Origin of the sequence: Streptomyces durhamensis, from assembly GCF_000725475.1 — a bacterium.
Classification (GTDB): domain Bacteria; phylum Actinomycetota; class Actinomycetes; order Streptomycetales; family Streptomycetaceae; genus Streptomyces; species Streptomyces filipinensis.
The window spans coordinates 322,517-346,253 of record NZ_JNXR01000015.1; the positions used below are offsets into that span (position 1 = coordinate 322,517).

28 protein-coding genes are annotated in these 23,737 nt (G+C 73.1%); 8 read left to right on the forward strand and 20 right to left on the reverse strand.

Annotated features, from left to right (window positions below; all coding sequences use genetic code 11):
• The first annotated feature begins 11 nt into the window (after positions 1-11).
• From IO33_RS0123315 to IO33_RS0123325, 3 genes are read left to right on the forward strand one after another with little or no spacing between them, the layout of a single operon-like run.
• Complete coding sequence (locus IO33_RS0123315) at positions 12-389, forward strand: DUF2795 domain-containing protein (RefSeq protein WP_031168135.1); 378 nt, start codon at positions 12-14, stop codon at positions 387-389.
• Entirely contained in the window at positions 386-1,039 is a 654-nt protein-coding gene (locus tag IO33_RS0123320; protein ID WP_031168137.1) for a hypothetical protein, read from the forward strand. The genes IO33_RS0123315 and IO33_RS0123320 overlap by 4 nt, the downstream gene beginning before the upstream one ends.
• A gap of 5 nt (positions 1,040-1,044) precedes the next feature.
• Positions 1,045-1,587 carry a type 1 glutamine amidotransferase domain-containing protein gene (locus IO33_RS0123325; RefSeq protein ID WP_031168139.1) on the forward strand — a complete coding sequence of 181 codons (543 nt, stop codon included), beginning with the start codon at positions 1,045-1,047 and terminating at the stop codon, positions 1,585-1,587.
• Between the two features lie 63 nt (positions 1,588-1,650).
• On the opposite strand, the gene IO33_RS0123330 is transcribed toward IO33_RS0123325, so the two are convergent.
• The 3 genes from IO33_RS0123330 to IO33_RS0123340 all read right to left on the reverse strand — a co-directional run bounded on the left by IO33_RS0123330 (position 1,651) and on the right by IO33_RS0123340 (position 4,481).
• A complete protein-coding gene (locus IO33_RS0123330) occupies positions 1,651-1,938 on the reverse strand; it encodes a DUF6158 family protein (RefSeq protein ID WP_031168141.1) in 288 nt (95 codons plus the stop codon).
• Positions 1,939-2,090: 152 nt separating this feature from the next.
• Positions 2,091-3,710: an ATP-binding cassette domain-containing protein gene (locus IO33_RS0123335; RefSeq protein ID WP_031168143.1), complete on the reverse strand. Its 1,620-nt coding sequence runs from the start codon at positions 3,708-3,710 to the stop codon at positions 2,091-2,093.
• 114 nt (positions 3,711-3,824) lie between these two features.
• A complete protein-coding gene (locus IO33_RS0123340; protein WP_031168145.1) occupies positions 3,825-4,481 on the reverse strand; it encodes a histidine phosphatase family protein in 657 nt (218 codons plus the stop codon).
• Between the two features lie 81 nt (positions 4,482-4,562).
• Here IO33_RS0123340 and IO33_RS0123345 point away from each other — a divergent pair, with 81 nt between their 5' ends.
• From IO33_RS0123345 to IO33_RS0123355, 3 genes are all read left to right on the forward strand, one after another.
• The gene (locus tag IO33_RS0123345; RefSeq protein WP_031168147.1) at positions 4,563-6,065 is read left to right on the forward strand and encodes a bifunctional phosphatase PAP2/diacylglycerol kinase family protein; all 1,503 of its coding nucleotides are present in this window, start codon (positions 4,563-4,565) and stop codon (positions 6,063-6,065) included.
• Between the two features lie 121 nt (positions 6,066-6,186).
• The gene (locus tag IO33_RS0123350; protein ID WP_031168149.1) at positions 6,187-7,008 is read left to right on the forward strand and encodes a class I SAM-dependent methyltransferase; all 822 of its coding nucleotides are present in this window, start codon (positions 6,187-6,189) and stop codon (positions 7,006-7,008) included.
• 42 nt (positions 7,009-7,050) lie between these two features.
• Positions 7,051-7,221, forward strand: coding sequence for a hypothetical protein (locus IO33_RS0123355; RefSeq protein WP_031168150.1), 171 nt, complete (start codon positions 7,051-7,053; stop codon positions 7,219-7,221).
• Between the two features lie 7 nt (positions 7,222-7,228).
• Here IO33_RS0123355 and IO33_RS0123360 read toward each other — a convergent pair whose 3' ends face one another.
• The 13 genes from IO33_RS0123360 to IO33_RS0123420 form a co-directional block, all read right to left on the reverse strand.
• Positions 7,229-7,510, reverse strand: a complete 282-nt coding sequence (locus tag IO33_RS0123360; RefSeq protein WP_031168151.1) for a gas vesicle protein K — start codon at positions 7,508-7,510, stop codon at positions 7,229-7,231.
• Entirely contained in the window at positions 7,507-7,722 is a 216-nt protein-coding gene (locus tag IO33_RS0123365) for a gas vesicle protein (protein ID WP_031168153.1), read from the reverse strand. The genes IO33_RS0123360 and IO33_RS0123365 overlap by 4 nt, the downstream gene beginning before the upstream one ends.
• Positions 7,719-8,486, reverse strand: coding sequence for a GvpL/GvpF family gas vesicle protein (locus IO33_RS0123370; protein ID WP_031168155.1), 768 nt, complete (start codon positions 8,484-8,486; stop codon positions 7,719-7,721). Before IO33_RS0123370 ends, IO33_RS0123365 begins: the two co-directional genes overlap by 4 nt.
• On the reverse strand, positions 8,483-8,818 hold the full coding sequence (locus IO33_RS0123375; protein ID WP_031168158.1) for a gas vesicle protein: 336 nt from the start codon (positions 8,816-8,818) through the stop codon (positions 8,483-8,485). The genes IO33_RS0123370 and IO33_RS0123375 overlap by 4 nt, the downstream gene beginning before the upstream one ends.
• Positions 8,815-9,987, reverse strand: coding sequence for an SRPBCC family protein (locus tag IO33_RS0123380; protein ID WP_031168160.1), 1,173 nt, complete (start codon positions 9,985-9,987; stop codon positions 8,815-8,817). Before IO33_RS0123380 ends, IO33_RS0123375 begins: the two co-directional genes overlap by 4 nt.
• Positions 9,984-10,643 (reverse strand): hypothetical protein, encoded by a 660-nt coding sequence (locus IO33_RS0123385; RefSeq protein ID WP_031168162.1) that lies wholly within the window; start codon positions 10,641-10,643, stop codon positions 9,984-9,986. Before IO33_RS0123385 ends, IO33_RS0123380 begins: the two co-directional genes overlap by 4 nt.
• A complete protein-coding gene (locus IO33_RS0123390; RefSeq protein WP_031168164.1) occupies positions 10,643-10,903 on the reverse strand; it encodes a gas vesicle protein GvpG in 261 nt (86 codons plus the stop codon). The genes IO33_RS0123385 and IO33_RS0123390 overlap by 1 nt, the downstream gene beginning before the upstream one ends.
• 35 nt (positions 10,904-10,938) lie before the next feature.
• Positions 10,939-11,712 carry a GvpL/GvpF family gas vesicle protein gene (locus tag IO33_RS0123395; RefSeq protein WP_031168166.1) on the reverse strand — a complete coding sequence of 258 codons (774 nt, stop codon included), beginning with the start codon at positions 11,710-11,712 and terminating at the stop codon, positions 10,939-10,941.
• Complete coding sequence (locus IO33_RS0123400; protein ID WP_031168168.1) at positions 11,709-12,128, reverse strand: gas vesicle structural protein GvpA; 420 nt, start codon at positions 12,126-12,128, stop codon at positions 11,709-11,711. The genes IO33_RS0123395 and IO33_RS0123400 overlap by 4 nt, the downstream gene beginning before the upstream one ends.
• 87 nt (positions 12,129-12,215) lie before the next feature.
• Complete coding sequence (locus IO33_RS0123405; RefSeq protein WP_078963856.1) at positions 12,216-12,611, reverse strand: gas vesicle protein GvpO; 396 nt, start codon at positions 12,609-12,611, stop codon at positions 12,216-12,218.
• Between the two features lie 45 nt (positions 12,612-12,656).
• The gene (gene ligD, locus IO33_RS0123410) at positions 12,657-13,592 is read right to left on the reverse strand and encodes a non-homologous end-joining DNA ligase (protein ID WP_031168173.1); all 936 of its coding nucleotides are present in this window, start codon (positions 13,590-13,592) and stop codon (positions 12,657-12,659) included.
• Positions 13,589-15,436: a transketolase gene (locus tag IO33_RS0123415; RefSeq protein WP_031168175.1), complete on the reverse strand. Its 1,848-nt coding sequence runs from the start codon at positions 15,434-15,436 to the stop codon at positions 13,589-13,591. The genes ligD and IO33_RS0123415 overlap by 4 nt, the downstream gene beginning before the upstream one ends.
• Before the next feature lie 76 nt (positions 15,437-15,512).
• A complete protein-coding gene (locus IO33_RS0123420) occupies positions 15,513-17,048 on the reverse strand; it encodes an NAD(P)/FAD-dependent oxidoreductase (protein ID WP_107069361.1) in 1,536 nt (511 codons plus the stop codon).
• 202 nt (positions 17,049-17,250) lie between these two features.
• On the opposite strand from IO33_RS0123420, the gene IO33_RS0123425 reads away from it, so the two are divergent.
• Positions 17,251-18,207 (forward strand): LLM class F420-dependent oxidoreductase, encoded by a 957-nt coding sequence (locus IO33_RS0123425; RefSeq protein WP_031168179.1) that lies wholly within the window; start codon positions 17,251-17,253, stop codon positions 18,205-18,207.
• A 90-nt stretch (positions 18,208-18,297) separates the two neighbouring features.
• On the opposite strand, the gene IO33_RS0123430 is transcribed toward IO33_RS0123425, so the two are convergent.
• Positions 18,298-18,717, reverse strand: coding sequence for a phage holin family protein (locus IO33_RS0123430; protein WP_031168181.1), 420 nt, complete (start codon positions 18,715-18,717; stop codon positions 18,298-18,300).
• Positions 18,718-18,797: 80 nt separating this feature from the next.
• Between IO33_RS0123430 and IO33_RS0123435 the strand changes: the two genes are divergently transcribed.
• Positions 18,798-19,145, forward strand: a complete 348-nt coding sequence (locus tag IO33_RS0123435) for a VOC family protein (protein WP_031168183.1) — start codon at positions 18,798-18,800, stop codon at positions 19,143-19,145.
• A 5-nt stretch (positions 19,146-19,150) separates the two neighbouring features.
• Here IO33_RS0123435 and IO33_RS0123440 read toward each other — a convergent pair whose 3' ends face one another.
• From IO33_RS0123440 to IO33_RS0123450, 3 genes are all read right to left on the reverse strand, one after another.
• Positions 19,151-21,112, reverse strand: a complete 1,962-nt coding sequence (locus IO33_RS0123440; protein ID WP_031168184.1) for a DUF5107 domain-containing protein — start codon at positions 21,110-21,112, stop codon at positions 19,151-19,153.
• Positions 21,113-21,181: 69 nt separating this feature from the next.
• A complete protein-coding gene (locus tag IO33_RS0123445) occupies positions 21,182-21,733 on the reverse strand; it encodes a GNAT family N-acetyltransferase (protein ID WP_031168186.1) in 552 nt (183 codons plus the stop codon).
• Positions 21,734-21,791: 58 nt separating this feature from the next.
• Positions 21,792-23,591 carry a CocE/NonD family hydrolase gene (locus IO33_RS0123450; protein ID WP_031168188.1) on the reverse strand — a complete coding sequence of 600 codons (1,800 nt, stop codon included), beginning with the start codon at positions 23,589-23,591 and terminating at the stop codon, positions 21,792-21,794.
• Between the last annotated feature and the right edge of the window lie 146 nt (positions 23,592-23,737).

The window sequence follows — 23,737 nt, forward strand, 5'->3', positions numbered from 1 at the left end:
TGGAGGAAGACATGCAGCGAGGCAGTGACCGGCTGAGCGTCCACCGGGACGACGAGATGAAACACGAACTGCAGGGGATGCTGAGGTCCGGGCATCCGACCCGGGTCGAGGAGTGGCACGATCCGGAGCCGGCCGCGGACGACGACCCCGAGGTCTGGAGCGGGCCCGTGGGCGGACTGGGTTCGCCGGCGTCGCTGGAGCGGGTGCGGGCGGAACTGGCCCGGACCCTGAGCCGCAGTTGCTTCCCGGCGACCGCGCGTGACCTGGCGCGGATGCTGCGGCGGCGGAACGCGCCGGCCGCGCTGGCCGACACGGTGGCGGCGTTGCCGCACTCGGCCCGTTACGACAACGTGCAACAGCTGGCCGAGGCGCTGGCGGCTCGCGGATGAGCCGGGGCCAGGCGGCCGAGATAGCGCACGGCGCCGACGTCGACGCCGATGTGGCGACCACCCGGTTCCTGCTGTACGGGCTGCTGCCCGGCTGGTTCCTGCCGGGGCTCGCCGACTGGGCGATGCACCGGCGCACCCGGATCGAGGAGACCGCGGGGACGAAGGAGTCGTTGATCCACGCCCTGATGATGGCGCAGGTCGGTCTGCCGATCGCGCTGACCCTGCGCTACCGGATCAATCCCGCGCTGCTGAGCGTGCAGCTGGGGGCGGCGGCGGTGCACGAGGCGACCGCGCTGTGGGACGTGCGGACGGCCGTCGACAGCGACCGGGAGGTGACGCCGGTCGAGCAGCACATCCACAGCTTTCTGGAGTCGCTGCCGTTCGGCGCTCTGGCCTCGCTGATGTGTCTGCACGCCGGCCAGGTGCGGTCGCTGCTGCGCGGCGGGCGGGGGGATCCCGACGCCTGGCGGCTGCTGCCGCGCCGGCGCGCGCTGTCGCCCGGCTATCTGGCGGGTGTCGGAGTGGCGATCGGCGCTTTCGTGCTGCTGCCGTACGGCGAGGAGCTGCTGCGCTGCCGGCGGGCGGCCCGCGCGCGCGGGCGACGGGCGCGTGCCGAGCGGGTGGCGCCGAGGAATCGGAAAGGGAACTGAGCATCATGCGTATCGCGTTTCTCGTGGCGCCCGAGGGCGTCGAGCAGGTGGAGCTGACCGAGCCGTGGAAGGCGGCCTCGGACGCCGGGCACGAGCCGGTGCTGGTGTCGACGCGGCCGGGGAAGATCCAGGCGTTCGACCATCTCGACAAGGCGGACACCTTCGACGTGGACGAGGTGGTGGGCGAGGCGTCGGCGGGGTCGTTCGGCGGTCTCGTGCTGCCCGGCGGGGTGGCCAATCCGGACTTTCTGCGGATGGACGACAAGGCCGTGGCGTTCGTGAAGGACTTCTTCGACCAGGGCCGTCCGGTCGCGGCGATCTGTCACGCGCCGTGGACGCTGGTGGAGGCGGACGTCGTACGGGGCCGGGTGCTGACGTCCTGGCCGAGTGTGCGGACGGACATCCGCAATGCGGGCGGCACCTGGGTGGACGAGCAGGTGAAGATCTGCGACCACGGCTCCAACCAGTTGGTGACCAGCCGCAAGCCGGACGATCTGAAGGCGTTCTGCGACGCCTTCCTGCACGTGTTCGCCGGTGAGCCCGGCTGACCGGCGTCGTCGCGTGCACGGGCCGGCCCGAACGGGCCGGCCCGTTCGCCGCGCGGGCGCCGGTCAGGTGCCCGGCACGCCGGGGCTCGCCGTCTCGCCGCAGCCGCGCTCGCGGGCGCCCTCACGGGTGCGTCCGGCACTCACCAGGCGGCGCGGATTGCGGCGCAGGTACTCGCCCTCCAGCTGTGCCATGCGCTCGTTGTGGGCCCGGAGCGCGTCGTTCGAGGCGTACAGCAGAGTGTCGTGGCGCGTGCGGTGGATCGTCTCCAGCTCCTTCATGAGCTGTTGGTCGTCCAGCCGGCTGGGGTCGACTCCGGTCATCGTGGTGCCCCGCTCGTCGTGTTCGTTCATGGGGTACGGGTACCCGCCCGGCGCGCACAGCCCCCGAGCGATTTCCGGGAGGAATCCTTGGAGCTCACGGTCCTGAGTCCACTGTACGAACATCCGGGGGCGTGAGCCCGGTGAGGCCCCTGCCCCGCGGCGGGAGCGGTACCCGGCCCGCCTCAGCGGGGGCGCGACACGCGGCGTTCGTCCCAGACCGGTTCCGGTGTCTCGCGGACGCGGCCGTCGCTGCCGAAGACCAGGAAGCGGTCGAAGGAGCGGGCGAACCAGCGGTCGTGGGTGACGGCGAGAACGGTGCCCTCGAAGGCCTCCAGCCCCTCCTGGAGGGCCTGCGCCGACTCCAGGTCGAGGTTGTCGGTCGGCTCGTCCAGGAGCAGCGCGGTGACGCCCGCCAGTTCCAGCAGCAGGATCTGGAAGCGGGCCTGCTGGCCGCCGGAGAGCCGGTCGAAGGCCTGCTCGGCCTGCTGGGTCAGTTCGTAGCGGCGCAGCCTGGACATGGCCGCGCCCCGGTCCTGGGCGTGCTCCTTCCACAGGATGTCGAGCAGGGGGCGGCCCTGGAGTTCGGGGTGCGCGTGGGTCTGTGCGAAGTGGCCGGGCACGACGCGCGCGCCGAGCTTCCACGCGCCCGTGTGTGTGACGTCCTCGCCGGCCAGCAGGCGCAGGAAGTGCGACTTGCCCGAGCCGTTGGAGCCGAGGACGGCGACCCGTTCGCCGTAGAAGACCTCCAGGTCGAACGGTTGCATCAGGCCGGTCAGTTCAAGGGCCTCGCAGGTGACGGCCCTGACGCCGGTGCGGCCGCCCTTCAGGCGCATGGTGATGTCCTGCTCGCGGGGCGGCTCCGGCGGCGGGCCCGCCTCCTCGAACTTGCGCAGGCGGGTCTGGGCGGCGGCGTAGCGGGAGGCCATCTCGTGGCTGACGGCGGCGGCCTGCCGGAGGTTCAGGACCAGCTTCTTCAGCTGGGCGTGTTTCTCGTCCCAGCGGCGGCGCAGTTCCTCGAAGCGTGCGAAGCGTTCCCGGCGGGCCTCGTGGTAGGTGCCGAAGCCGCCGCCGTGCACCCAGGCGTCGGCGCCGGCCGGGCCGGGCTCCACGGAGACGATCTTCTCGGCGGCGCGGGCGAGGAGTTCCCGGTCGTGGGAGACGAACAGGACGGTCTTGCGGGTCTCCCGCAGCTGTTCCTCCAGCCACCGCTTGCCGGGCACGTCGAGGTAGTTGTCGGGCTCGTCCAGCAGCAGCACCTCGTCGGTGCCGCGCAGCAGCGCCTCCAGCACGAGGCGTTTCTGCTCGCCGCCGGACAGGGTGCGGACCAGGCGCCACTGGGCCTTCTCGTACGGCACGCCGAGGGCGGCGGTGGTGCACATGTCCCACAGGGTCTCGGCCTCGTAGCCGCGGGCTTCGGCCCAGTCGGCGAGGGCCTGCGCGTAGGCCAGCTGGGCGGCCTCGTCGTCGACGGTCATCAGGTCGTGTTCGGCCCGGTCGACCGCCTGGGCGGCCTCGCGGATGCGGGGCGGGGCGACGGACACCAGCAGGTCGCGTACGGTCGTCTCGTCGCGTACGGAGCCCACGAACTGGCGCATCACGCCGAGGCCGCCGCTGACGGTGACGGTGCCGGCGTGGGGCTTCAGCTCGCCGGAGATCAGCCGCAGCAGGGTCGTCTTGCCGGCGCCGTTCGGTCCGACCAGGGCGACGGCGGCGCCCTCGCCGACCCGGAAGGACACGTCCCCGAGCAGGGTCCTCCCGTCGGGGAGGTGGTACTCGAGGTGCGCGGCTTCCAGGTGTCCCATGGGCAGGCATTCTCCGGGTCGGCCCGGGGGAACGGCAAACCGTTATCAGGCGGCGGGACGGTGAGGGGGTGGCGGCGGCGGTCGCCGCGGGCGCCGTCCCGGCGGGCGGCGCCGCTATCGCGCCGTCTGCACCGGCTCCCCGGCCGGGCCGCCCTCCCCGGCCGGTTCCACCGTGGCGCCCTGCCAGGACAGCGCCTTCCAGCCGTCGGACGGGGATCCTTCGACGACCACCACGCCGGTGTTCTTCAGGGGGCGGGCGGCGGCGAAGGCGACGTCGACGTTGGCGGCGCGGGCGGCGGCCCACAGGCGGATCGCGGCGCCGTGGCTGACCATGGCGACGGTACCGGCCCCGCTCGCGGCGGCCTCGGCGATCACGGCGTCGTACCGGGCGAGGACCTCCTCGCCGCTCTCCGCGCCGGGGACGCGCGGGGCGGTGTCGCCGGCCGCCCAGGCGAACACCGTCCGCATGTACCGCCGGCCCTCGGGCGATTCGCCGGGCAGCATCTCCAGGTCACCGGCGGACACCTCGCGGATGCCGTCGCGGACGAGCACCGCAAGGCCCCGGGCCGCGGCGAGCGGTGCGGCGGTGAGCCGGGTGCGCAGCAGTGTGGAGGCGTACAGGGCCTCGATGTCCTCGTCCGCGAGCGCCTCGGGCAGCGCGGCGGCCTGCGCCTCGCCGAGCGGGGTCAGCCCAGGTCCGGGCACGGCGGTGTCCAGCAGGTGGTCCACGTTGGACGGGGTCTCGGCGTGGCGGACGAGGAGCAGGCGCATCCGGGGGAACTCCTTACGCGCCGGCCGGGCATCCGGTGCCGGCCGGCACAAGAAACGGGCACTTCAGGGTAACCGCACCCCATGACCGCAGACCTGGACCTGACTGACCGGACGATCGCCCCGACCGCCCGCGGCCTGCTGCGCCGGCTGCTCGATCTGGACGGCCGGGTGTTCGAGGCGGCCGCCGCCTGGCACTGGCCGGGCGCCGAGCGGGTGCTTCCCCGGCTCAGCCGCGGCGCGAACCACGGGGTGCTGTGGTTCGCGACGGCCGCCGCGATGGCCGCGAGCCGCACCCCGAGGGCCCGCCGGGCGGCCCTGAGGGGCCTGGCCTCGCTCAGCGTGGCGTCGCTGACCATCAACACGATCGGCAAGCGCTCGGTGCGCCGGGCCCGGCCGGTGCTGGACCCGGTGCCGCTGGTGCGGCAGCTGAGGAGGCAGCCGATCACCACGTCCTTCCCGTCGGGGCATGCCGCGTCGGCCGCCGCCTTCGCGACCGGGGTCGCGCTGGAGTCCCCGGCCTGGGGCGCGGTGGTGGCGCCTGTGGCGTTCTCGGTGGCGGCCTCCCGGGTGTACACGGGTGTGCACTTCCCGAGTGACGTACTGGCCGGGGCGGCGTTCGGCGTGGGGGCGGCCTTCCTGGTGCGGCGGCTGGTGCCGACCCGCGCCCAGGTGCGGCGCCCGGCCCGGCCGCGTGCCGAGGCACCCGCGCTGTCGGAGGGCGAGGGTCTGGTGATGGTCGCCAACCGGGCCTCGGGCACCGCCGACCGGGTCCGGGCGCTGCAGGGTGCGCTGCCGAAGGCGGAGGTCGTGGAGTGCGCGCCGGAGGAGGTCGGTGACGCGCTGGCGAAGGCGGCGGCCCGGGCGCGGGTGCTGGGCGTGTGCGGTGGTGACGGCACGGTGAACACGGCCGCCGGGATCGCCCTGCGGCACGGCCTGCCGCTCGCGGTGCTGCCCGGCGGCACCCTGAACCACTTCGCCTACGACCTGGGCGTGGAGGACGAACGTGATCTGGTGCGTGCGGTCCGGCACGGCGAGGCGGTACGGGTGGACGCGGCCCGGTACGACACCGGCGACGGCGGGGGTCTGTTCCTGAACACGCTGAGCCTGGGGGTCTACCCGGAGCTGGTGCGCGAGCGGGACCGCTGGTCGCACCGGGTCGGCGGCTGGCCGGCCGGGCTGCTGGGCGCGCTGCGGGTGCTGCGCGCGGACCGGCATCCGCTGGAGGTGGAGCTGGGCGGGCAGCGGCGGCCGCTGTGGCTGCTGTTCGTCGGCAACGGTGTCTACCACCGCATGGGGTTGGCGCCCGGCCGGCGCACCGATCTCGCGGACGGGCTGCTGGACGTGCGGGTGGTGCACGGCAGCCGGCGGCCGGCGCTGCGGTTGCTGGCCGCCGCCGTGGCGGGCCCGCTGACCCGTTCCCCGGCCCATGCGGCGGTGCAGGTGAACCGGCTCCGGCTCACCGGGATCGCGCCGGGTACCCCGCTGGCCTACGACGGCGAGGTGACGGCGGTGTCGGGCGAGGTGACCCTGCGGAAGCTGCCCGAGGCCCTGACGGTCTACCGCCCCCTGCGCCCCGGGGTCTGACCCAGATATGACGCTCCGTCAGCCCACATGGTGAAACTCGTATCTCATCATTCGGCGCACGCGCGTACGGTGAGGCCTGCTGACCCGCCGTGACCGGCGACGAGGGTGAAGGGGAACAGTCATGCCGAAAGCGCAGGAGACCGCCGTCTACACGCACGGCCACCACGAGTCGGTGCTGCGTTCGCACACCTGGCGCACCGCCGAGAACTCCGCGGCCTATCTGCTCGCCTCCCTGAAGCCCCACATGAGGATCCTGGACATCGGCTGCGGACCCGGGACCATCACCGCCGACCTGGCGGAACGGGTCCCCGACGGCCATGTCACCGGCGTCGACCACGCGCCGGGCATCCTGGAACAGGCCCGGGCCACCGCCGCCGCGCGCGGCCTGGCCAACGTGGACTTCGCGGTCGCCGACGTGCACGCCCTGGACCATCCGGACGACACCTTCTGCGTGGTCCACGCCCACCAGGTGCTCCAGCACGTCGGCGACCCGGTGCAGGCACTGCGCGAGATGCACCGGGTGACGCGGCCGGGCGGGTACATCGCCGTGCGCGACGCGGACTACGCGGCGATGACCTGGTACCCCGCGGTGCCGGGGCTTGAGGACTGGCTGGACCTGTACGGGCGGGTGGCGCGCGCCAACGGGGGCGAGCCCGACGCCGGACGCCGGCTGAAGGCGTGGGCGCTGGCCGCCGGACTGCGCGACGTCACCGCCACCTCCAGCACCTGGACGTTCGCCACGCCCGAGGAGCGGGCCTGGTGGAGCGGCCTGTGGGCGGACCGCACCCTGGCCTCCGCCTACGCGGACCGGGCCACCGAGGGGGGCCACGCGACGGCGGAGCAGCTGCGGGCGGTGTCCGAGGCCTGGCGTGCGTGGGGCAGGCGGGAGGACGGCTGGTTCGCGGTTCTGCACGGGGAGATTCTGTGCCGTAAAGAAGTCTGATTCATGAAATTCGGGAAACCCGGACTGCAGGAGGTTCACACTATGGTTCCCATCCTGCTGGTACTGCTTCTGGCGCTGATTCTTTTCGGGGCCGGATTCGCGGTGAAGATTCTCTGGTGGATTGCCTTGGCGGTGCTCGTCATATGGCTGCTGGGTTTCCTGGTCCGCAGCACGACCGACGGCGGCGGCAGGGGCCGCTGGTATCGGTGGTGACGTGAGGTCAGTCGCGCGGAAGCAGCGGCCCGAGCGGCCCGAGGTCCAGGTTCAGGTCCTCGGGCCGCAGTCCGTAGCGCTCGCGCAGCTCGCCCATCCGGTCCTCCAGGAGCATCAGGGTGAGCCCGATCCGCTCCTCCTGCTCCTCGGTCAGCTCACCGGTGTCGAAGCGGCGCACGGCCTGCCGCTCCATCAGCTGGCGCAGCAGTTCCACGACGGTGAGCACCAGTTTCACCAAGTCCCGCTCGACCGTGTCGGGTTCCAGGTCGAGCCGGTTGCGCGGGGTCACACGGCCTCCTCGGGCTCGCAGGGCGGGGGAAGCAGTTCGAAGGGCGAGGGGACCGACTCGTTCACCGAGCTGATCAGGGCGTTCAGATCGATGCGGACGAGGTCGACGTCCGCGATCCTGAGGGTGACGTCGCCGGTGATGACGACTCCGCCGGCCAGCAGCCGGTCGAGCAGGTCGACGAGGGCGATCTCGCGCCGCTCCACGACGGTCACGACTGTCCCTCCCCCGTGAACGAATAGGCGGCCCACGGCCCGGTGAGTTCCACCCGGATTCCGGGTGCCTCACCCTTTGTCCGGTCCACCGTTTCCACGAATTCCTCGGAATGCATACGGGGCACCAGATAAGCCGCGTTGAGGACGTTCTGGCCGGGCGTCGTGGAAAGCGTGGAATTCTGCGGAGGGTGCAGTCGGGAATCCTCGGCGTACTGGCACAGACGCTCGTGCAGCGCCCCGGCGAACGCCTCGGCGCGCTGCCACCTGTCCTCCTGGGCATGGGTGCTCTCGCGCCGCCGGCGCAGATAGTCCCGGCCGCTGCCGGGCCGAGCGGCGACGGCGGGTGCGGGCTCGGGCTCGGCGGGCTCGGGGTCCAGGTAGACCTTCACACCCCACTCCACCCGCCCCTCCAGCCGTTCGAGGGTGCGCCGGAAGTCGTCCTCGCGGGCCTCGATCATGGAGCGCACGCCGCTGCAGTCCCGGAAGACGGTCCCGAGCCGCAGCGGCAGCGGGGTGGTGACCGTGGTGAGCGCGTCGATCACGCCCTGGTGGGCGCGGGCGGTCGCGGCCAGCCAGTCCAGGTCCTCCAGGTGGGCCTTGAAGGCCTCCTCACCGAAGTCCGCCTCCGGGACCTGACTGACGACCGCGACCAGGCCGTGATGGTGCAGCAGCCCCGGCGGAGCGCCCCCGACACCGGTGAGCTGGGACTGCAGGGGCGTCCCGAAAGGGCGGCAGACGGCGTACACGTAGCGCAGTCCTGTCATGGGGCCTCCTTCGGCACATGGCCCGGTTCCAGCTCCTCCAGCCGGGCCAGGCGTTCTCTGAGCTCGGCGTTCTCCCGGGTCAGCTCGTCACGGCGGGCCCGGGAGGAGAGGGCCGGGTCCGTCTCCCACCAGTCGATGCCCATCTCCTTGGCCTTGTCGACCGAGGCGACGATGAGCCGCAGCTTGACGGTCAGCAGTTCGATGTCGAGGAGGTTGATCCGGATGTCTCCCGCGATCACCACACCCTTGTCGAGCACGCGCTCCAGGATGTCGGCGAGATTGGCTCCGCTGCTGTGACCGTACGGCTCGGGGAACCGGCTGGGCGTCGTCATCGACGGCTCCCGCGCTCGGCGTACTCGGGCTCTTCTTCCTCCTCCTCGGCGTACTCGTCCTCTTCCCCGGATCCCTCCTCGTCCGGCCCTTCCTGCTCGTCCTCGTACTCCTCGCCCTCCTCGTCGGGCTCCTCCTCGTCCTCGTACTCCTCCGGCTCGTCCCGGCCCTCGTACTCCTCGTCCTCCTCGTCCTCCTCCTCGGGCTCTTCCTCGTCCTCCCGGTCCTCCCGGTCCTCGTCCTCCGTCTCCTCGTCCTCGCCGCGCGGCTCCTCGGACTCCTCCTCTTCCGCCACCGCGTCCTCGTGGCTGCGGACCACCTCGCCGTCGCGGATCTCGCCGCGCCAGCTGTCCTGCGCCTCTCCCTTCAGGGTGATGAAACGGGCGAAGTTCTTCAGGTCCAGCCTGACCCGGCGGCCCTGCGCGCGCCACAGATTGCCGGTCTTCTCGAACAAACCGCTCGGGTAGTACTCCATGACCAGCAGGACCCGGGTGAGGTTCTCGCCGAGCGGGTGGAAGGTGACGACGCCCTTGGTGCTGCCCTTGGCGCCCTGCGACGTCCACTGGATGCGCTGGTCGGGTACCTGTTCGGTGGTGTGCGCCTTCCAGCTCCGGCTGGACCAGAAGATCTTGGCCTGCCAGTCGGAATGGGTGTCGTCGGCGCGGTTCGCGCTCTTGACGCCCTTGGCGAAGGTGGAGAAGTCCTGGTACTGGGTCCACTGGTCGTAGGCGGTGCGCACCGGGACGCCGACGTCGACGGACTCCAGGATGACGATGGGCTTGTTGCCGCCCCCGCCCTTCTTCTTCCCCCCACCGCCTCCGAGGTTCTTGACCGCGTCCATCACGTTCTCCTTGACACGGGACGCGCCGAGCTCCAGAGCGGAGCGCAGCGGGCCCTTGCCCTCGGCGAGCTTGCGGCCGCCGTCGAGTGCCAGCTTGGCGAAGCCGGGGCTGTTGCCCTCGGCGATGTCGTTGAGTTTGACGGTGGTCTCGCCCAGCTTGCGTCCGAGGCCGGTGAGCAGCCGCTGGGCCTGGGCGGACAGGTATTCCTGGGCCTCGGCCTTGAGCCGGTCGGCGGCCTCGCTGTGGGCGAGGTCGGTGAGCGGGTTGTCCTTGGCCGCGCCCGTGGCCTTGCCGGCCGTGGACGTGGCCGACCCGAGGGTCTCGGTCATTCGTCGTCACCGCCCTTGGACTGCCGGGCACCGGCCGTCTTCCGGCCGGCCGCCTTACGGGCAGCACCGGTCTTGCGGGCCGCCGCCTTCTTCGCGGGGGCCGTCTTCCTCGTCGCGGCCTCCCTGGCGGAGGCCTTCTTCTGCGGGGCCTTCCTGGCCGCCGTCTTGCCGGACTGCTTGTCCTGCCCGGCCTCGCGCTCGCCGTCCTCACGGGCCTCGCGCTCGCCGTCCTCACGGGCCTCGCGGTCGCCGTCCTCGCGCGCCTCGCGGTCGCCGCCCCCCGACCCCTCGCGGTCGCCGTCCTGCTCCGGCTCCTCGTCGGAGCCGGCCGCGGACAGGGCCCCGGACAGCTGGCCGCGCACCTGGGCGGTACGGTCGTGCAGCCGGTCGGCGAGTGCGCCCATCTGCCGCTCGACCACGGCCCCGGACGCGGCCTTGCCGACACCCCGCAGGTCCTCGCGCAGCTGATCGCCGATCTCCTTGAACTGCGGATTGTCACGCAGCTGCTGCCGCGCCATGTCCGCGAGCGCCCCCGGGCCGAGGTTCAGCTTCTTGCCCGCGACCAGGGAGCCGACCGCGAGTGCCATTTTCAGTTTCTTCGTGCGTCCCAGCAGGTATCCGGCCCCTATCGCGAGGCCCATTGCCGTGCGGTTCATCATCGCGTCCCGTCGCCAGTGGTGTCGCCGGAGCGCAGGGCGATCTCCAGCCGGTCGAGCAGCTCGTCCTCCTGCCGGTCGAACTCCTCCTCGGTGATCTCACCCGCCTCCAGCCGCTCTTCGAGTCGGGCGAGCTCGGCCCGTACGGTGGCGGGGTCGTAGTAGATCCGTTCCGCCTCGCGGAGCACCTGGCCGATCGCCCAGCCGCTGCCGCGCACCGGTGCGAACGGCAGCAGCAGCACCTCCTTGATCAGTCCCATGGACTCCTCCCTTCCGTCCCGGGCTCGCCCGTCACCTACGCCCCGGTGTCCTGGTCGGCGCCCGCGGTGCCGGCCGCCGGCTGGGCGGGGCCCGGCTCGACGAAGCTGTACGGCGGCAGCGGGCCGTTGACGCGCAGCTCCAGATGGGGGCGGGCGGCGCGGACCCGCTCGACGGCCGCCAGGAACTCCTCGGCCGTGTCCCGGGACACCAGGAACGAGACGTTGAGCAGCCAGCCGGTGGACTGCGGGCCGGCGCTGACCGCGGCGGCGGCCGGCTCCAGCTCGGCCTGCACCTCGGCGGCGTCCTCGGCCTCCTGGGCCTTGACGGCGGCCGCGACCATCTCGCCGAGGCGCAGCTTGTCGTCGTAACCGCCGCCGCCGGAACGCCGGTTGGCCTCGGCGAGGCTGCGGATCTCGGCGTGCTCGGCCATCACCCGGTGCAGCACGGCATCTTCGACGTGGTTGGCCTTGACGTTGTACTCGACCCTGCCGTCCAGGGCCTTCAGCCGCTCCAGGTAATGCTCGGCGCGCTCCTCGAGCACCTGGACGACCGTCTCGTCGTCGGGGGCCACGTTCCCGAACCGCATGGGCAGCACACAGCCGCCGGCGCCGGTCTCGGCGAGCACGTTCTGGTGCGCGAGCAGGTCCCGGCGTTTGGCCCGCAGCCCCTCCGGGGCGTCGCTGACCACGGCGGCCAGCTCGCCGGAGGTGAGGACCCGCACCGGCCGGGCCGGCTCGCCCACGCCGGTCATGCCCTCGGGGAGGGCGGCGTGCGAACGGTCGGTGATCCCGTAGACGTAGGTGCTCACTCCTGCTCCTCCTTCCGGCGGGCCGTGGACTTACGGGGGCGGGGCCGGGCCTCGCCGCCCTCCTCGCGGGCCTGCTTGAACGCGTCGGAGATGGTCTCCGCGGCTCCGGACAGGGCACCCTTGGACTTGCCGCGAGCACCGGACTCGGTGATCTCGCCGACCAGGTCGGGCAGCCCGGGGCTCTTGCGGGGACCCGCCTCCAGGTCGAGGCGGTTGCACGCCTCGGCGAACCGCAGGTAGGTGTCGACGCTGGCCACCACGACCCGTACGTCGATCTTCAGGATCTCGATGCCGACCAGGGAGACCCGCACGAAGGCGTCGATCACCAGTCCCCTGTCCAGGACCAGTTCGAGTACGTCGTAGAGGCCGCTGCTGCCACCTCCGCCTCCGGTCTGCTGTGCCGGGACAACGGTCATACCGGCCATTCCTCCTCTTGAGTAGTCGGTCTCTTTCAGTAGTCGGTGCCAGGGTGGCTGCGCGGACGCGGCAGGCGGTGGGGCGGCCTACCGGCCGCCGGTTCGGCGCGTGTCGGCGCGCCCGCGTTCGTAGCGGCGAACGCGCCGGTAGCCGGTGAGCTGCCCGTCCTGGTCGATGTCGACCTGGTAGCCCGCCATCAGACTCATCGTGTCCGGCACCCTCGCCAGTTCGAGGACCTCCACCTCCAGCACCCATCCGTCCTCGGTCTGCTCGAAGGAGGTCACCGACTCGGGGGCGAGCCCGGTGAGTTCGGCGAGCTGGGAACGGGCCTGGCGCAGCACCTCCATGGGGGCCGGCCGTCGCTCCCGCGCCTTGTTCCGCGTGTCACTCCGCGTGTCGTTCCGCGTGTCGTTCTGTGACTCCTCTGAGTTTTGGTCTTCCCGTGAACTCTGTGACTGGGATGTGTGGTTTGTGTTCGACATGGCCACCTCCCTCTGCGGGTGGCCTCTCATCCACTGGCCAAACCTTCAGGAGCGGATGTCCGCGAGGCGCCGCCGGGCCGGGCCCAGGGCGCGCCCCCGCTGCGGCAGGCCCGCCCAGGGGTCGGTGCGGGCCTGGTCTGCGGCGTCGGCGATGGTCCAGCGGCGTGCGTCGAGCCCGGGGTCGGCCAGCTGCTCCCAGGCGAGGGGCACGGCGACGGGGGCGCCGGGGCGGGCCCGGACCGTGTAGGGGGCGACGGCGGTCTGGGCGTAGGCGTTGCGCTGCACGTCGAGGTAGAGCCGGTCGCCGCGGTCCTGTTTACGGGCGGCGGTGGTGAGCCGGTCGGGATGCCGGGAAACGGCCGCCTCCGCGACGTCATGGGCGAACCGGCGCACCTCGTCGAAGTCGTGGCGGCCGTTCAGGGGCACGACGAGATGGAGTCCGCGGGAGCCGGTGGTCATGGGCGCGGCGGGCAGTTCCAGCTCGTCCAGCAGCTCCCTCAGCCATCCGGCCGCCTCCCGGACCCGGGCGAAGTCGTCACTGGCGGGGTCCAGGTCGAAGACCAGCCGGTCGGGGTGGTCGGCGCCACCGGCCCGGTCGGTGCGCGAGAGCCAGCGGTGCAGGGTGAGACAGGCCTGGTCGGCCAGGTAGAGCAGGGTGGCCGTGTCGCCGCAGACCACATGGGTGACCGTGCCGCCCTCCTTGGCGACCTCGACCCGCTCGATCCAGTCCGGATAGTGCTCCGGGGTGTTCTTCTGCATGAACCGCTGCCCGTCGACGCCGTCCGGGTAGCGCTCCAGCATCAGCGGACGGCCCCGCAGGTGCGGCAGCAGGCAGGGGGCGATGCGCCGGTAGTAGTCGGCGAGGTCGCCCTTGGTGTACTCCTTCGCACCCCCGCCGCCCGGGAAGAGCACCTTCCCGGGCCGCTGGATCGCGACCGAACGGCGGCCCGCCCGCAGGGTCCGCGCGTCGGCGTCGCTCATCGCACGACCGCCTCCTCCACCAGCAGCTTGGCGGCGGCCGCGATGCCCACGGCGTCGATGCCGGCCGCGTGCAGCTGCTCGTCGGGCGCGGCCGAACCCGGCATGGTCCGTACCGCGAGCCGGACCAGCCGGGGTACGGGCCGGCCGTCGCCGAAGGCCTCCGCGACGGCGTCGCCGAGGCCGCCCTCGGCGTGGTGGTCCTCCACGGTCAGCAGACAGCCTGTCTCCTCGGCGGCCCGGCGCAGCGTGTCCACGTCGACGGGCTTGACCGAGTACAGGTCGATCACCCGCACCAGGATGCCGTCCTCGGCGAGCCGGTCGGCCGCGGCCAGCGCCTCGGGCACGGTGACCCCGGCCGCGACGACCGTCAGCCGGTCCTCCTCGCTGCTGACGAGCGTCTTGCTGCCGCCCACCGGGAACTCCTCCCCGGGGCCGTAGATCACCGGTGTCTTGCCGCGCGAGGTGCGCAGGTAACGGATGCCGTCGAGGCCGGCCATGGCCGCGACCAGCCGGGCGGTCTGGTTGGCGTCGCACGGGTACAGCACGGTCGAGCCGTGCACGGCACGGAACATCGCCAGGTCCTCCAGGCCCATCTGGGAGGGCCCGTCCTGCCCGATCGCGACGCCGGCGTGCGAGCCGACCAGGTTGAGGCCGGCACCGCTGATCGACGCCATCCGCACGAAGTCGTAGGCACGGGTGAGGAAGGCGGCGAACGTCGAGGCGTACGGCAGCCAGCCCCGCGTGGCCATGCCGACGGCCGCGGCGACCAGCTGCTGCTCGGCGATGTAGCACTCGAAGAACCGCTCGGGGTGGGCCTTGGCGAACTCCTCGGTTCGGGTGGAGTCGCCGACCTCGCCGTCCAGGGCGACGACGTCGCCGCGGGCGGTGCCGAGCGCGGCGAGGGCCGCGCCGAAGGCGTCCCTGGTGGCGACCTGGTCGCCCTCGTCGTAGTGCGGGAGCTGGAGCACCTCGGTGGTCAGGTCCCGCAGCGCTGCGGCGGCCGGCGGCTCGCTGACCCGGACGGGCACCTCGCGCGGCCCGCCGAGTTCGGCGACGGCCCCCTCGGCGTCCGGCAGCGGCTTGCCGTGGTGGCCCTCCATGTCCTCGACGGCGGCGACGCCCTTGCCCTTGAGGGTGCGGGCGAGGATCACCACGGGCTGCCCGGCCGTGGACAGCGCCTCACCGTAGGCCCGGTCGATCTTGTCGACGTCATGGCCGTCGATCTCGATGGTGTGCCAGCCGAAGGCCTGGAACCGGCGGGCGTAGGCGTCCAGGTCGTGGCCGTGCCGGGTGGGACCGCGCTGGCCGAGCCGGTTGACGTCGACGATCGTGATCAGGTTGTCGAGGCGCTCGTACCCGGCGTGTTCGGCGGCCTCCCACACCGAGCCCTCCGCCAGCTCGCTGTCACCGCACAGCACCCACACCCGGTAGCCGGTGCGGTCCAGCCGCTTTCCGGCGAGGGCGATACCGACGCCGACCGGCAGGCCCTGGCCGAGGGATCCGGTGGCCGTCTCCACCCAGGGCAGCCGTCGGGGCGTCGGGTGCCCTTCGAGCCGGCTGCCGATCTTGCGGAAGGTGAGCAGCTCACCGTCCTCGACGGCCCCGGCCGCCTTGTACGCGGCGTACAGCAGGGGCGAGGCGTGCCCCTTGGACAGGACGAAGCGGTCGTTGGCGGGGTGTTCGGGGCGTTCGAAGTCGTAGCGCAGATGGTTGGCGAGGAGGACGGCCATCAGGTCGGCGGCGGACATCGAGGAAGTGGGGTGCCCGGATCCCGCGGCGGCGGACGCCCGCACGCTGTCCACGCGCAACTGCTGTCCCAGTTCGGCGAGTTCGGCGGTGTTCATGAGTCTCCTTGCACAGAGTCGAGGGGGTCACGGCGGCCCGGACCCGAGGGCCGAGCAGGGCCCGGGGCCCGCACCATCACGAAGCGGCGGGCCCCGGAGGATCGGTGCGCCTGACGGGGGCGGAATGATCCGGCAGACCGGCGCGCCTGACCGGGCCGGGGGGTGGATCCGTACGCCTCACCGGGCCGGGAGCAGGGTGATCTCCCTGTCGGCGGGAGGGTTCGTGGGCGGCTGTGGCCTGGGGCCTGTCCGGGCGCTCGGGGGTGCCCGGCCCGGCCCGCTCCTCCGCGCCGGACCGTGCAGGTCCGCCCGGGACGCGGGCCAGTTCCGGGGAGGCCGTGTCCAGGGGGACCGACCAGGAGCGTACGAGGCCCAACTGGACGCCCTGGCGGGGCAGTACGGCGTCCAGCAGCCAGTCGGCGGCCACCCGGACGCGGTTGCCGGGCAGCGCGGCCAGGTGGTAGCCGCGGGTGACCACGCCGGCCGCCAGGCCGGAGAGCGGGATGCCGAACGGGTTCGCGGCGGCCCGGGCCCCGCCGAGGTCGACGGCGAAACCCAGGTCGCGGTGGCGATAGGGCCGCCGGCGCCGGCCGAGCCCGAGCGAGGCGGCCACGTTCTCGCCGGCCACCCGCCCCTGCCGCCACGCGTGCTGGGCCGTCATCGGCGTGAACTCGCCCGGACGCTCCAGGTCGGGTACGGCGGCCGCGTCCCCGCAGCCCGACACTTCGGGCCGGCCCGGCACCCGCAGATGCGGGTCGACGATCAGGCGGCCCCGTTCCAGCGGCTGCCCCAGGGCTTCCACCAGCGGATCCGGGCGGACGCCCACGCACCACACGAGGGTCCGGGACGGCACGAACTCCCCGTCGGTGAGCAGCACCCCCTCATGGGTGGCCTCCTTCACCGACGTACCCATCCGCACGTCCACCCCCCGCGCCCGCAGCACCCGGTCGGCGGTGCGGGACAGCCGCCGGTCCATCTCCGGCAGCACGCGCTCCGCCACGTCCAGCAGCAGCCAGCGGGGCCGTACGCCGTCGGGCAGCGGGTTGCGGCGCGCCAGCCCGTCGGTGAGCAGCTGCATGTGGGCGGCCACCTCGGTGCCGGTGTATCCGGCGCCGACCACCACGAAGGTGCACCGGGCGGCGCGGACCTCCACGTCGTCCTCCACGGCCGCGAGCTCCACCTGCCGGGTCACGTGGTCGCGCAGGTACAGCGCCTCCGGCAGCCCGCGGAACCCGTGCGCGTGCTCGGCGACCCCGGGGACGGGCAGCAGTTTGTTGACGCTGCCCACGCACAGCACCAGCCGGTCGTACCCGAGGGTGCCCGCACCGCCCTCGGGGTCGGTGTAGTGGACGGTGCGCCCGTCCAGGTCGACGTCGCCCGCCTCGCCGAGCACCAGCCGCACCCCGTGCAGGGTGCCCGGCAGAGACACGGTGACCCTGCGGGCCTCCAGGATGCCGGCGGCGACCTGGGGCAGCAGCGGCAGGTACAGGAAGTAGTCGGTCGGGTTCAGCAGTGTGATGTCGGCCCGGTTGCGGGTGAGGCGCGCCAGTGTGCGGGCAGCCCGGTACCCGGCGAACCCGGCGCCGACGATCACGACGTGAGGTCGGCTCACGGTGCGCCTCCGGCGGTGTGACTCGTCCGAGGCTTTCCGCGTAACCGGGGCCGGGGCACCCAAACGCCCGCCGGGTCACCCGTACGCCGGTCACGGCACCCGATCGCGGCACCGCCCGCGTTTCGCCCCCGGGGCCACGGTTACCCGGGCCCGGGCCGGACCCACACGGCGACCGGCCGCGCCCACACGGAGGTCATGTTCCATGCCCGAGTACGGCTATTTCCTGGCGAGCGAGGAGCATGACCCCGCCGCGCTCGTCGAGCAGGCCCGGATGGCCGAGCAGGCCGGCTTCCAGGCGCTGTGGATCTCCGACCACTTCCACCCGTGGAACGACGCGCAGGGGCAGAGCGCCTTCGTCTGGTCGGTGATCGGCGCCCTGTCGGAGGCGGTGTCGCTGCCCGTCGAGACGGCGGTGACCTGCCCGACCGTGCGGATGCACCCGGCGGTGACGGCGCAGGCCGCGGCGACGAGCGCGGTGATGAGCGAGGGCCGGTTCCGGCTCGGCGTCGGCACGGGCGAGGCGCTCAACGAGCACATCCTCGGCGACCGCTGGCCCCCGCTGCACATCCGCCTGGAGATGCTGGAGGAGGCGATCCAGGTGATGCGCCGGCTGTTCACCGGGGAGGAGGTCAACCACCACGGGACGCACTACACCGTGGAGAACGCGCGCCTGTACACCGTGCCCGACGAGCCCGTCCCGATCGACATCTCCGGCTTCGGGCCGAAGGCGACGGCGCTGGCCGCCCGGGTGGGCGACGGCTACATCACGATGATGCCCGAGGAGGAGTCGGTCACGCAGTTCCGCAAGGGCGGCGGCGGGGCGAAGCCGGTCAGCGGCGGGACGAAGGTCTGTTACGGCACCGACCGCGAGGAGTGCGTCCGCACGGTCCACTCACTCTGGTACAACGAGCTGCTGCCCGGGGAGATGGGGCAGGTGCTGCCCTCGCCGCGGCACTTCGAGCAGCTGCACGAGCTGGTCACCGAGGACATGGTGCGCGAGAAGGTGGTGTGCGGGGACGACCCCGACCAGCATGTGTCCTCGCTGCGGGCCTTCGCCGACGCCGGGTTCGACCGGGTGTACGTGAACCAGATCGGCGCGGATCAGAAGGGGTTCTTCGACTTCTACCGGACGAAGGTGCTGCCCCGGCTCGGCCGGTGAGGCACCGGTGAGGCACCGGTGAGGCAGGGGTGAGGAGCGCGCCTCTGCTCCTGACGGCTCCTCACGCCTGCCTCGGACGTACGCCGGGCCTCAGGCCCTGTGGTGACCGGTGTCCGGGGGTTCCGTCGGCATCGGCGGGTACGGCATGCCCAGGCCGCTCGGCGGGGCGCCGGGGGCGGTGCCGCCGATGACGTGGGCCGGAGCCGACGGGTGGCTGTGCTTCGGGTGGGCCGCGCCGCGCAGGACGTAGGCCACCGCGCCCAGGATCGCCGCCGTGATCAGGGCGGCGGCCCAGCCGGGCAGGCCGATCGCCAGCGCGAGGCCGGCGGCCAGGGCCACGGCGGCGCCCGCGTACAGCGCCGCGGCGCCGGAGGCCGCGTACAGCAGGGCGGTGCGGCGCTGCTTGCGGCTCTGCTCGCGCAGCTCGTCGCGTACCGTCTCGCGCGCCACCTGCGCCAGCTCTTCGACAAGGTGCTTGTCCAGGTGTTCCAGGTGATCCAAACGGTCCATACCCTGCGGGTACCCGGCGGGCACGGCGGGTAACGCGAGCGCCCTGCACGGCCCCGGCCGCCCCAACTAGGCTCGGGCGCATGGAGATTCTGGGCGCCTCGCTGCGCATCTGCGTCGACGACCTCGAGACCGCGGTCCCCTTCTACGAGCGGCTGGCGGGCGGCACGGCCCTGCGCTTCGAGCGCGGTGGGGTGCAGGTGGCCGCGATCGGCTCCTTCCTGCTGATGAGCGGACCCGAGGCGGAACTGGAGATCCTGCGCAAGGTCGTCGCGACCATCGCCGTCAAGGACGTGGACGAGGCCCACCGGCTGCTGACCGACCTCGGCGCCCATGTGATCGCGGGGCCGGTGCCGACGCCGGTGGGCCGGAATCTGATCGCGATGCATCCGGACGGGTCGGTGTTCGAGTACGTCGACCAGCACGGCTGAGCCGGTCAGGCCGTCTCGGGCCGCATCCGGAAGTCGTGGCGGGCGGGCAGCGGCTCGTCGGTGAGCCGGGCCCACAGCCGGCCGATCGCCTCCTCCCCCTCCCGCAGGTCGGCGACCTCGAAGCCCGCGTCGAAGACGGCCCGTGCCTCCTCGCGCCGTCCCTCGGCGAGGAGCAGCTCGGCCTCCAGCAGGCGGAACCGGCCGCGCCTGCGGACGGCGGGCAGCAGCCGGTCCCAGACGGCGCGGGCGTCGGCCGTCCGCCGCACCCGGAGCAGCGCCCCGAGCGTTTCCCGGCCGAGCGCGGCGACGGCGGCGGTCCATTCCTCGCCGTCGTCGCGCCGCTCGCGGCACAGGTCGTCGAAGGCGTCGGCGTAGCGTTGGGCGGCCCGCTCGTGGTGACCGGACTCCTGGTCGGCGACGGCCAGGCAGCGCAGCGACGGCCACAGGGACGGGGCGAGGAGGAGGGCGCGCTCCCAGCTGCGGACCGCCTGGGCGCGGTCGCCGGCGTGCCACTGGGCGATGCCGAGGTGGTACTCGGTGTGCGGGGTGGCGGGCGCGGTCTCCAGCATGTCCCGCCAGTGGGGTGCGACGAGCGTCTCGCCGGGCGGCCGTACCCGGCGCGGCTCGGGCAGGGAGCCGGTGCGCAGTAGTTCCCGCCAGGGTGCCTGGGGTGCGCCCAGGGTGGACGCGGGGAACGGGGTGCCGGGCAGCTTCCAGTCGGCGCGCAGCACTTCGAGCGCGCCCCAGCCGGATCCGGTGGCCAGCGTCTCGCCGGGTTCGGTGTCGGCGTACGGTTTCCAGGCCGCGTACGCCGCCTCGACGCGGGCGCGGGGCAGCACCGACTCCAGCCGTTCCCCGGCCCGTCGGACGGCCTGCGTCCACGCGCCGTCGGGGGGTGTGTCGAGCGGGCCGTACGCCTCCAGCCAGGAGAGCTCGCTCTCGGCCTCCAGCCGGACGTGTTCCAGCTGGGTGCGGGTGAGGCCGGCCTGGATCTCGCAGTAGCCGCCGGTGCCGGGTGCGGTCAGCCACTCCTGCCAGCGCCGTCCGCCGGGCCGGTTGCCCCACACGAAGAGCTTGCGGCCGCGCAGCAGGTCGGTGGAGGTCTGGACGAGCCCGTGCCCGTCGGCGTCCAGCGCGGCGATCCAGCGGCGGCGGCCGTCCGGCACCTCGTAGAAGTAGTCGGCGGCGTAAGGGCTGTTCAGGGGGTGGCTGCGGTCGACGCCGTCGTACGTCGGGACGGGGACCTTGCGCAGGCGGCGCTCGTAGCCGAACTGCCAGGCCTCGTCGGCGGGGGCGAGGACCCGGACCTCCTCCCGGACCGCGGTGTTGGACCACCAGTACGTGGGCACCGGCCGCTCGTGCGGGTTGCGGACGCGGACACCGGCGTAGAGGAAGTCGGAGCCGTCGGGCAGCCACAGGTCGACCTGGAAGGGCAGGTCGCGCAGGCGTTCCCACTCCCACAGGCGCAGCATCTCTCCCCCGTCCGGGGCGGGGACGCGGGCGGCGTGCAGGGGCGCGCAGGCGAGGGTGGTGTGGCCGGTGGCGCCGATGTTCCATTCGATGCCGCCGGAGTACCAGGCGCCGTTGAGGGCGAAGCCGGCGGGCTGGAACACCGGGTTGCGGTAGAGGAGTTCGCGTCCGGTGGGCAGGTGGAGCAGGGAGGCGACGCGGCCGCCGAGGCCGGGCAGGACGGTGGCGCGCAGCCGGTCGTTCTCGATCACGAGGGCGTCGAGGGCGCGGGGTTCGCGGGTTCTGTCGTAGCCGTCCCGGACGCGGACCGGGAGCAGGCTGCGCAGCGGCTCGTGGCCGAGCCGGCGGGCCATGTCCCCGGGCATGCCGTCCCGGTCGCGGTCGTCGGTGCGGTGCATCTCGTCGAGGGGGCACAGCGGGGGCAGGGGGTTGTCCGGGCCCAACCGCGCGGCGGGCAGCGTCAGTACCTCACGTCGGATCCTCGTCACGATGGCCATGCAACCCGGCGGCGCGGCACTCGGCCAGGGGACCTGCTGGTCAGGATTACGCAAAGGCGACCGCGACGCTCAGCCGGCGGACCGCATCTCGGCGGTGAGCGCCCAGCGTTCGTGGTCGCGCCAGGCACCGTCGATGTAGATCATGTTCGGTGAGAATCCCTCGTGCCGGAACCCGGCGCCCCGGGCCAGCGCGACGGATGCGGTGTTCTCCGGCTGGGCGTTGATCTCCAGCCGGTGCAGCCCCAGCGGTCCGAAGGCGTACCCGATGACCAGGTCGAGGCCCTCGCGCATCAGGCCGCGCCCGGCGGCGTGCGCGAAGGCCCCGTAGCCGAGGGCGCCGCACTGGAAGCCGCCGCGCACGATGTTGTTGATGTTGATGAAGCCGGCGATGCTCCCGCTGTCCTTCTCGCACACGAGGAAGCCGGCCTTGGTCGGGTCCTCGATCAGCCGGCCGGCGTAGGCGGCGTAGCCCTCGTCGGTGTCCGGCGGGAACAGCCAGGGCCGGTGCAGGTCCTTGCTCTCGCGGGTCCGCGCGGTGAACTCGGGGCCGTCCTCGGGGGTGAAGTGACGGATCGCCACGCGAGGGCCCTCGGCGAGGTGGTGGGGTGCGGTGTGCGGCATCGGGCCAGCGTACGGCGTCCCCGCCCGCCCCGCCGCCGGATGCCGCGTCCCGGGCCGCTCACCCGCCGACGACCGGCAGTCGCAGCACCCCGGTGTCCCCGGGCGCGCTGACGACGGTCACCGGCTTGATCCCCCGGTTGCCGAAGTAGGCGTCGTCGCTCGCCGCGATCACGAACCGCAGCCGGTGCCCGGCCGCGTACCGGTGCACGATGCCCGGCAGGGTGACGGTGAAGCTCTTGGTCACGTCGGGCACCCGGACCGGTGCGACCAGCCGGTGGACCAGCGTCTGGGTGCCGTCGGGCGCGACGTCGTACAACTTGGCGAACAGCACCAGCCGGTCGGCGGCGTCGCCGGAGTTCTGGGTGCGCTCGGCCGCCGGGGAGACGACCCTGAGGGTGGCCTGCGGGGCGCCGGCGACGTCGAGGTCGCGGGTGAGCGCCGCGCCGGTCCAGGCGAGGTAGGTGCCCTCGGTGTCGTACGGTGCCGGGTCGGGCAGGCCGACGGATCCGGTCAGGGAGCTTTCGGAATGGCTCGTGGGGACCGCCCGGTTGGTGTAGCCGCGGCTGCCGCGGGCCACCTCGGCCCGGTCGCCGACGAGCTTGCCGTCCCCGGAGAGGTAAAGGGTACGGCTGAGGGCGGGGACCCCGTCGGCGGTGGCGTAGGTGTGGGCGGGGTCGGTGATCCAGTCCCGGTAGTAGGCGAAGGCGGGACCGGTGCCGGCGCTGCGGTCCTGCTTCAGGTAGTGGTCGAACCAGGCGAGGATGCGCCGGCCGACGTAGCTGGCCTCCAGGGTGCCCTGGGTCATGTTGAGTTCGCCGGGCGCGGGGTCGGTCATGCCGCCGCTGTGGCCCCAGGACTGCCACACGAGCGCGGCCGGGGTGCCCTGGGCCTTGAGCGTGCGGTAACTGGCGGTCGCCTCGTTGAGGTTGAACAGGCTGTCGGCCTGCCCCTGGACGAGCAGGGTGGGCGCCCGGACGTCGCGGAGGTAGGCCGCCGGGGAGACGCTGCGGGCGTAGGCGAGCAGCCGTGCGGTGCGATCGGCCGGGTAGCTGCCGGAGTTGAGGGTGCGTACGGTGTCGCAGACGTCGGAGACGAAGTGCAGACAGGCCAGCGAATTGATCCGGGAGGGATCGAGGTTGGGGACGGTCAGCGGCTGGCTCTCCCCGGCCAGGTAGAAGCCGTTGGTCCACTGCCACTTGAACGCGCCGGGCACCTGGGGGGCGCCGACGGCGTTGTTCGGGTCCAGCGCGTAGGCGAGGTCGTTCCACGTGATGAGCGGGGCGAGGGCGTCGAGGCGGTGGTCGGCGGAGGCGGTGGCCAGCTGGATCGCGCCGCCGTAGGATCCGCCGATCATGCCGACGCGGGGGTCGCCGGGGGCGTCCAGGGTGACGAAGTCGGCGGGGGTCCCGTCGTCGGCGGCGCGCTTGCCGCCGAGGAAGTCGACCAGCCGGGAGGCGGCCCTGCCGTCGATGCCGGGATCGTCCATGGAGATCAGGCAGCCGCTCTGGCCGAAGCCGAGGCCGGAGTAGACGAGGGCGACGTAACCGCGTTCGGCGAAGACCTTGCCGATGGCGTCGGTGGAGCCGTCCGACTTGCTGCCGCCGAAGCCGTTGGTGCCGAGGACGGCGGGTGCGGGGTGGGCGTGGTCGACCCCGGCGGGGCGGTACAGGTCGGCGTCGACCGCACAGCTGCGCCCGCCCGCCGTGACGGTGAACTTCAGCGGGGTGACGGTGTACCGGCCGCTCGCGCGGGCCGGGCCGGCGGTGAGCGCGAGGGGGGCGGCGAGGGCCGCGCCGAGGAGCGCGGCGAGGGCCTTTTGTCCTAGGGCGGCACGGGATCGGGACGCGCGGCGGCGCACCGGTCGGGGCACACGTCGGGGCACGGGGTCCTCCACACTGGGGCACACGGGTACCGGCCAGCAGGTCTGGCCGAGGGCATGCTGTGACACGTGTCAGGCGCGGGTCGATCGACGCGCACGTGGTCGCTTGACGGGGATGCGGGGAT

Coding starts and splice junctions, on each gene's coding strand:
- IO33_RS0123315 (WP_031168135.1), top strand. CDS start 12: ATGCAGCGAGGCAGTGACCGGCTGAGCGTCCACCGGGACGACGAGATG.
- IO33_RS0123320 (WP_031168137.1), top strand. CDS start 386: ATGAGCCGGGGCCAGGCGGCCGAGATAGCGCACGGCGCCGACGTCGAC.
- IO33_RS0123325 (WP_031168139.1), top strand. CDS start 1,045: ATGCGTATCGCGTTTCTCGTGGCGCCCGAGGGCGTCGAGCAGGTGGAG.
- IO33_RS0123330 (WP_031168141.1), bottom strand. CDS start 1,938: ATGAACGAACACGACGAGCGGGGCACCACGATGACCGGAGTCGACCCC.
- IO33_RS0123335 (WP_031168143.1), bottom strand. CDS start 3,710: ATGGGACACCTGGAAGCCGCGCACCTCGAGTACCACCTCCCCGACGGG.
- IO33_RS0123340 (WP_031168145.1), bottom strand. CDS start 4,481: ATGCGCCTGCTCCTCGTCCGCCACGCCGAGACCCCGTCCAACGTGGAC.
- IO33_RS0123345 (WP_031168147.1), top strand. CDS start 4,563: ATGACCGCAGACCTGGACCTGACTGACCGGACGATCGCCCCGACCGCC.
- IO33_RS0123350 (WP_031168149.1), top strand. CDS start 6,187: ATGCCGAAAGCGCAGGAGACCGCCGTCTACACGCACGGCCACCACGAG.
- IO33_RS0123355 (WP_031168150.1), top strand. CDS start 7,051: ATGGTTCCCATCCTGCTGGTACTGCTTCTGGCGCTGATTCTTTTCGGG.
- IO33_RS0123370 (WP_031168155.1), bottom strand. CDS start 8,486: ATGACAGGACTGCGCTACGTGTACGCCGTCTGCCGCCCTTTCGGGACG.
- IO33_RS0123375 (WP_031168158.1), bottom strand. CDS start 8,818: ATGACGACGCCCAGCCGGTTCCCCGAGCCGTACGGTCACAGCAGCGGA.
- IO33_RS0123380 (WP_031168160.1), bottom strand. CDS start 9,987: ATGACCGAGACCCTCGGGTCGGCCACGTCCACGGCCGGCAAGGCCACG.
- IO33_RS0123385 (WP_031168162.1), bottom strand. CDS start 10,643: ATGAACCGCACGGCAATGGGCCTCGCGATAGGGGCCGGATACCTGCTG.
- IO33_RS0123390 (WP_031168164.1), bottom strand. CDS start 10,903: ATGGGACTGATCAAGGAGGTGCTGCTGCTGCCGTTCGCACCGGTGCGC.
- IO33_RS0123400 (WP_031168168.1), bottom strand. CDS start 12,128: ATGACCGTTGTCCCGGCACAGCAGACCGGAGGCGGAGGTGGCAGCAGC.
- IO33_RS0123405 (WP_078963856.1), bottom strand. CDS start 12,611: ATGTCGAACACAAACCACACATCCCAGTCACAGAGTTCACGGGAAGAC.
- ligD (WP_031168173.1), bottom strand. CDS start 13,592: ATGAGCGACGCCGACGCGCGGACCCTGCGGGCGGGCCGCCGTTCGGTC.
- IO33_RS0123415 (WP_031168175.1), bottom strand. CDS start 15,436: ATGAACACCGCCGAACTCGCCGAACTGGGACAGCAGTTGCGCGTGGAC.
- IO33_RS0123425 (WP_031168179.1), top strand. CDS start 17,251: ATGCCCGAGTACGGCTATTTCCTGGCGAGCGAGGAGCATGACCCCGCC.
- IO33_RS0123430 (WP_031168181.1), bottom strand. CDS start 18,717: ATGGACCGTTTGGATCACCTGGAACACCTGGACAAGCACCTTGTCGAA.
- IO33_RS0123435 (WP_031168183.1), top strand. CDS start 18,798: ATGGAGATTCTGGGCGCCTCGCTGCGCATCTGCGTCGACGACCTCGAG.
- IO33_RS0123440 (WP_031168184.1), bottom strand. CDS start 21,112: ATGGCCATCGTGACGAGGATCCGACGTGAGGTACTGACGCTGCCCGCC.
- IO33_RS0123445 (WP_031168186.1), bottom strand. CDS start 21,733: ATGCCGCACACCGCACCCCACCACCTCGCCGAGGGCCCTCGCGTGGCG.